This window comes from Paraglaciecola mesophila KMM 241, assembly GCF_000315015.1.
Classification (GTDB): Bacteria; Pseudomonadota; Gammaproteobacteria; order Enterobacterales; family Alteromonadaceae; genus Paraglaciecola; species Paraglaciecola mesophila.
In genome coordinates this window covers 23,025-29,544 of the sequence record NZ_BAEP01000061.1, presented here as the reverse complement: position 1 = coordinate 29,544, position 6,520 = coordinate 23,025, and the positions used below count along the sequence as shown (strand labels likewise).

Genomic DNA, 6,520 nt, shown 5'->3' with positions numbered 1-6,520 from the left:
CCTTCTTTGGTCATTTTAGCTGCTTTGTCGCCACCACATTTACCTTCGCCGCACTTACCTTCAGCAACATCTTGCATGTAACCAGACTCTAAGGTTTGCATCCCAAAAGGTGCCGCGTTTGCTTGAAAGCTAACTGAAGCTAGAGAACCAAGTACAACTGCACCAATTGCTGTAGCGATAGTAGTTTGTTTAATTTGTTTCATATTTGACACCTTAAGTAGAAGTAATAATTTCATGTAATCTTGCTTACAAATGATAAGACCCAGCGATGTAAATGAATATTTCACCGGCGAGAAAAATATTTACATTTAATCTCGATTTCCTCCTTGAAACATAAGTTCACACCCAGTGTAGACTATGAATCAAAGGTTTGAGTAAAGCTTTCAGATTAACCATAACTTGCGTGTTACTCAGTATTAAACTGGTGAGCAAGCTCGAAATCTAAGAATAGCTTAGGTGCCAAACTGAGTTAAACTGGTGCATTATCATTAGAAACACTCACTTGTAACACTATTGGTCTTTAATACTCGCTAATATAGCTGCGTCTAGCGCTTTTTCGTGCTCCTTAAATACGCTAGGCCCTGTGGCTTTAGGAGTGTTGCCATGTTTGGCTATAACGACTCCAAGTTCAGGATAGATGGCAATTGATTGGCCAAAGATACCGGAGGCGCGAAACTTGTCGCTGCCAGTTTCTAACCACCACTGGTAACCATAATTAGGGTAAGTGGTCGATGGTCTTATCGAGTCTTTTATCCAGTTGACCGGCAGTGGAGAGCTGGGTGGTGACGACAACTGTTCATAGGCGAACTGCCCTAGCCGAGCAAAGTCTCGCAAGCTAGCCAGTAAGCAACAACCGCCGGTTTCAACACCGTTTGGTCTATCAAGTACCCAAAATGCGTCGTTTTCCATGGCGTACGGTTGCCATATTTTATCTTGTAAATAGGTGGCAGCATTGTTGCCAATCGCTGAGCGTAAAAGCTCGCCAATCAAGTTCGACTCTGCGGTATTGTAGTTAAACACGGTACCCGGCTCGTGCGCTCTTGGAAGCGCTTTGACGTAGTTAATTAACGTTATGCCATTTGCTCCACCTGCTTTTGAAACATCAGAATTTGGGTCGCTGTAATCTTCATTCCACAGAACGCCAGAATTCATGTGCAGCACATTTTTAATGGTTACGCCGTCATAAGCCGAGCCTTTCAGCTGGGGCAAGTAGTCAACCACCTGATCATTTACGCTGGCTATATAGCCATCTTTAACTGCAGTACCAATCAGTAACGATGAAACCGATTTAGTGACTGAGAAAGATATCCAGCGGGTATTCTCGTCATTTCCTTCTGTATAATTTTCATAAACCAACTCACCGTCTTTTAGCACCACCAGCCCTACCGCGCTTTTAAGAGCAATGAAATCTTCAATCGTATGCTTAGTCCCCTGAACCTGGTAGGTAATATTTTTCAGACCTATGTCATTCAACACCATAGGTTGTGCATTTTTAGCTTTGGTAACGACTCTGGTTGGCCACATTCTGCTAATACTTTTAAAGCCGATCGCGCGCTCCTCTTGGGTCCAAAAGAGTATTTCACTGCTGCGTTCCAGTAATTTACTCTTTTCAATAAACGCATCGTCTGAAGTTGTATCGGCAGAAGCATGACCCATTGTTATGCCGATGCTGAATATTGATAGCGACAAAAAACCACATGCGTTTAGACCGAACTGAGTGAATTTATTCATATACTCCATTTTCTGCTTTCCCTGCGTTGGTTGGATAAATAAACGAGAAAAACTCATTTTACTGCTCATCACTATGCATCTAAAGATACGGTTAATTTTCAGCCATCAACATATAACATCTGGTTAACATCGGCAAACTAAGCTAAACGTCGGTAATCCGCCAAGATCGAAGGGACAGTGTGGTGACTCAGTTCTGAGTGAAAGAGTGTTGTGTTGTTTTGGCTTTATTTATAACGAAGAAAATATTTGGAATGACAAAAATCATACAAGCAGGTATGCAAGGATGTGCAAAGAGCCGCGCAATAAACTGTGCAAAGCAATGTGAGGCGGCCACCACGAGCTTGAAAGGAAAGCGGTGTACGGCAAATCTCTAAAATAACCTGAACACAGTGTGCTTGTGACTCATTTTCGCCACTGAGTTGAGCGAAGTTTGTTCGCTTTGCTAAACATTACTCACATGTAGGCTATTTAATCAGGAAAGCTTATTTTGCCCATGGTGATATCCGGGATCCCCTGCTCTATGTTGCCAAACGGCTGTTGCCCACCAACTAGGCATTCGTTGGCTAATATGGCGAACAACACCGCTTCTTTGGCGTCAGGGTCTATCCCTAGCGTGCCGGTATTTTGAATGTTCGACACTTTGGGGCACAATCGCAAAATATGCTCCATCAATAGCGGGTTATGAATGCCCCCGCCACTAGCGTATACACTGAAGTCTCCGAGCTCAGCAGCTGCAAAATTAATGGCATTTGCAATTGTTGTCGCCGAAAATAAGTTCAAGGTGGCGAGTACGTCTTCGTGGGATAAATGTTGCGTGGATGAGCGCACCTGTGCAGCATGCAAATAATCTAAATTGAATACTTCGGGGCCAGTGGTTTTAGGGAAATCTAGTGCAAAAAACGCATGTTGCAATAAGCTATCCAATAAACTTGGCTGCACCGTACCCTGACATGCAATTGCGCTATCCTTGTCATAATGTAGTGGCGTAAAGTGGCGCTGCACGTATGCATCCATGATGGTGTTGCCAGGCCCAATATCAGAGCTAAACACCGCACTTGCATCTGCCGAGCACGGTAAATAGGTCAAATTAGCGATCCCCCCCATGTTCAATAGAATGCGATTTTCTTGCTTGCTGGTGAAAAACAAGTAGTCCCCGTAAACGGCCAACGGGGCGCCCTCGCCACCTGCTGCTATATGCTTCTGGCGAAAATCTCCTATGGTCAAAATGCCAGTGGTTACCGCTATATGATCTGCATCACCAATTTGCAAAGTGGCATTACCAAATTCACTTTGACCATGCTGGCGCAATGGGCAGTGATAAATCGTTTGCCCATGGCTAGCGATGGCATCAATGTCTGTTGGAGACATATTCCACTTTGCTAAACATTGATTGACCATCTGGCCATGCAGTACGCCTACCCAAGGGTTTAGCAAAGTGACCTGTTGCAAGTCCACTTGGCGCTTAGCAAACACACTTTTTATTTTTTGTTTGTAGCCTTCGTCGTAATCCACGGTGCTAAATGCCAATAACTCGATTTGCGTGTCAGTGCCGTGACCCGTAATGCGGCACAATGCCACGTCTAAACCGTCTAGCGAGGTGCCACTCATTAAACCAATGACCAAGCGAGAGCGTTTTTTAGCGCTGCGATATAATTGTTCGATGTGCCTGTTCATTATTTAATCTGCTCTTTATTACGACTGAATAAGAATAATTTATCAATAAATTTAAAATTAACAAGAAAGTTTTATTGCATTTTGCATTTCGCTGGGTAAATAATGAGCCTTGTGTACAAATAAAAAACATCAAACGCACAATTTTCCATCGCGCTTTTTTATGGCGCTCTCCATCGCATATTGACCTCGGGATAGAAGAAAAATGAAACACAAAACGCATTCTACCAAGCTGCAACGACTCACCCTAACGCCAATCACGCTTGCCGTAACAGCTGCTTTTTTCAGTTATGCCCCTATGGCGCAAGAGCAATCGCAAAAAGCAGATAAAACCGAAGTTATCTCTATTACGGGCTCTCGAATACAACGCACTGAGCTGGTCTCAAGTAGTGCGGTGGCCAGTGTTGATCAAGTGCAAATTAAACTAGATCGCGCCGTCAATGTGGAAGATATTACAACAAAATTACCCCAAGCAGCGGCCGGTGCAAACAGTACCGGCTCGACCGTAGGTGACTCATTCGGTTCTTCGACCATTGATTTACGAGGCTTAGGGCAAAATCGCACCCTAGTGTTAATTGACGGCACACGCGCCGTGCCATTTAGTTTCCGTAATTCTGTGGATGTTAACATGATCCCCACAGGCTTAATCAAGCGTGTTGATGTGCTAACTGGCGGTGCCGCCGCTGTGTATGGCGCTGATGCAGTTTCTGGTGTGGTTAACTTTATCCTGAACGATGATTTTAACGGCGCAGAGTTTTCTAGCAGCTACGAAACTGCTGATGGTGGCAACGAAACACTCAATTTTGAAGGTATTTTCGGCGGTGATATCGCAGATGGTTTAGGTCATATAACAGGCTACCTCGGCTACTCTGAAAGAAAAGAGTTATTAGCCGGCGAGCGCGATTATGCCATGAGAAATGCCAACTCAATTATCAATACAGGTGGTTATTACACTGATGTTGCCACAGGCAACGCATTTGCCGTAAACGCGGGTGGCAGTGTGCTTGATGAGCGCCAAACCACCAGCTCTACGGCTGATTTGTACCTGACTCAACCGATGAAACGTTTGTCGAGCGGCCTTTTATTTGACTTTGATTTAACTGACAACGCCACGGCCTATGGTCGAGTCATGTACTCTCAAGTCACAGTTGAGGGTGCTGGCGCAAGTGGCCAAGCGCCGATATCGGTGAATCAAGCAGTGACGCTAACCGCAGATAATGCCTTTTTAACTGATGACGTTCGCAATAGGCTAACCTTTGATGCTGACGGCAATGCTCAAGTAAACGTAGAACGAAATCTAGGTCTTGGTGTACAGCACACAAAAGCTGAACGAGATTCAATTCAACTACAATTGGGAATCAAAGGCGATATCACTGATTACTTGCGTTACGACGTTTATGGACAGTACGGTAAAACCGATGAAACAGCGACCCTATATAACAACGCCTATACGGTTGATGGCTCGGGCAATAATCGCTTTGCAGCGTTAGCCAATAGTGTCGATTTGTTCGACCCGAATTTGGATTTATCCAATTTCAGTAACCCACTCATTTATACCACCCGAGAGCGCACCCAAAATGTGCTTGCAGCAACTGTGTCTGGTGACTCATCAGCCCTCTTTGCATTGCCTGACGGCCCCATCGATTTTGCGATTGGTTACGAATATCGCAAAGAAACAGGCGAACAAACGCCAGGGGACGCATTTAGAAACGGCACCAGTTTCGCGACGGTAAGCGCATTTGATATGGATGCTAGCTTTGACAGTGAGGAATTTTATGCTGAGGTGCTAATCCCTGTGGTGTCAGACGTTGCCTTTGCCAAAGAGGTGAGCATTGAAGGGGCTTATCGTGTTTCCGAGTATTCTAATACCGAAGCAGAAGATACCTATAAAATTGGTCTTAACTGGGCGATTAACGATGATATTCGCTTACGTGCGAACAAACTCACCGCGTTCAGAGCACCCAACCTAGGTGAGTTTGCTAGCCCAATCAGTGGTTTATCACTTGCCTTATTCGATCAAACAAGCGATCAGTTTGTGGCCCGATTTGCTGGGCGTTATAACGGCGATCCTTGCTTACTGGGCACAGGAGATACTGCTCAATGCGAACGCTACGGTGCACCTGCGATTGGTACAGCCTACGATTCTAGCACAGCACAGTACACCTATGGAGGCAACCCAGACATTAAGCCTGAACAGGCCGAATCTGAGACCCTGGGTATCGTCTACACCCCTGAATACATTGAGGGTTTCGATGTTTCAATCGATTATTATCACATCGATATCTCTGATGCCGTGAGCCAAATTCAACCCGGCGCGGCCTTGCAAAGCTGCTATATCGATAACCCTGATGCGAGCAACCCATTATGCGGCGCCGTTCTGCGTGACCCAACCACTGGTTTTATCACCACAGCTATTGTTAACGACTTCAACTTGGCATCTATTGAACAAAGCGGTATTGATATAGCGACCAATTACATCATTGATGCTCCTGATGCCATTGGTGGTAAGCTCAAGTTTAGTTATCAAGGTAACCTAGTTACCGAGCAAACTCGCCAAAACAACGCCACTGTCGCGGCTATTGATTGTAAGGGGACCTACGGCAGTGCCTGTTCTGGCGATTTTGCCAGTGTGCTGCAGGCTGATTATAAGCACAGAGCAACCCTTGACTGGCAGTTAGACACCATGAACGTTCAACTAGGTTGGAGACGCATAGGCGATGTAGATTACGCGTCTGACCGCTCCACTAGCATTAGCGCACAAGATTACTTTGACTTCGCCGCATCTTGGCAAGCAACTGACCAAGTGGTGTTAAACTTCGGTATCGACAACCTGTTTGACAAGCAACCGCCTACTCCATCAGCAGGAGCAAATCATTTCAATACAGTCAGTGATTACGATGTAATAGGCAGAACAGTTGGATTAGCCATTCGTTACTCCCCTAGTTTGTAGTGGCTAACTTGTGGTAAACGTGGTTCGAGAGGTGTGATCCTGAATTATCACCATAGGTCTATTAATTTCGATTAGCCCCGCATTTGCAGGGCTTTTTTTATCAGCTCAGCACGCACAGTCCAACCATTAGCTTTATTGGCTATGACTATGGTAAAGCGTACGCCGATT

General features: G+C 45.2%; 4 protein-coding genes. 1 reads left to right on the top strand and 3 read right to left on the bottom strand.

Annotated elements, in window-relative coordinates; translation table 11 throughout:
• The 3 genes from GMES_RS15060 to GMES_RS15050 form a co-directional block, all read right to left on the bottom strand.
• A partial coding sequence (locus GMES_RS15060; protein WP_039987563.1) for an HvfA family oxazolone/thioamide-modified RiPP metallophore occupies positions 1–203 on the bottom strand: 203 nt, incomplete at its 3' end.
• Positions 204–510: 307 nt separating this feature from the next.
• Positions 511–1,731: a serine hydrolase domain-containing protein gene (locus tag GMES_RS15055; protein WP_226990313.1), complete on the bottom strand. Its 1,221-nt coding sequence runs from the start codon at positions 1,729–1,731 to the stop codon at positions 511–513.
• A gap of 468 nt (positions 1,732–2,199) precedes the next feature.
• The gene (locus GMES_RS15050) at positions 2,200–3,405 is read right to left on the bottom strand and encodes an anhydro-N-acetylmuramic acid kinase (RefSeq protein WP_006993590.1); all 1,206 of its coding nucleotides are present in this window, start codon (positions 3,403–3,405) and stop codon (positions 2,200–2,202) included.
• Positions 3,406–3,607: 202 nt separating this feature from the next.
• On the opposite strand from GMES_RS15050, the gene GMES_RS15045 reads away from it, so the two are divergent.
• Entirely contained in the window at positions 3,608–6,352 is a 2,745-nt protein-coding gene (locus tag GMES_RS15045) for a TonB-dependent receptor domain-containing protein (RefSeq protein ID WP_006993588.1), read from the top strand.
• Positions 6,353–6,520 lie beyond the last annotated feature (168 nt).

Bases quoted from the DNA above. Each gene is read 5' to 3' on its own strand.
- GMES_RS15055 (WP_226990313.1), bottom strand. From the start codon at position 1,731: ATGAATAAATTCACTCAGTTCGGTCTAAACGCATGTGGTTTTTTGTCG.
- GMES_RS15045 (WP_006993588.1), top strand. From the start codon at position 3,608: ATGAAACACAAAACGCATTCTACCAAGCTGCAACGACTCACCCTAACG.
- GMES_RS15050 (WP_006993590.1), bottom strand. From the start codon at position 3,405: ATGAACAGGCACATCGAACAATTATATCGCAGCGCTAAAAAACGCTCT.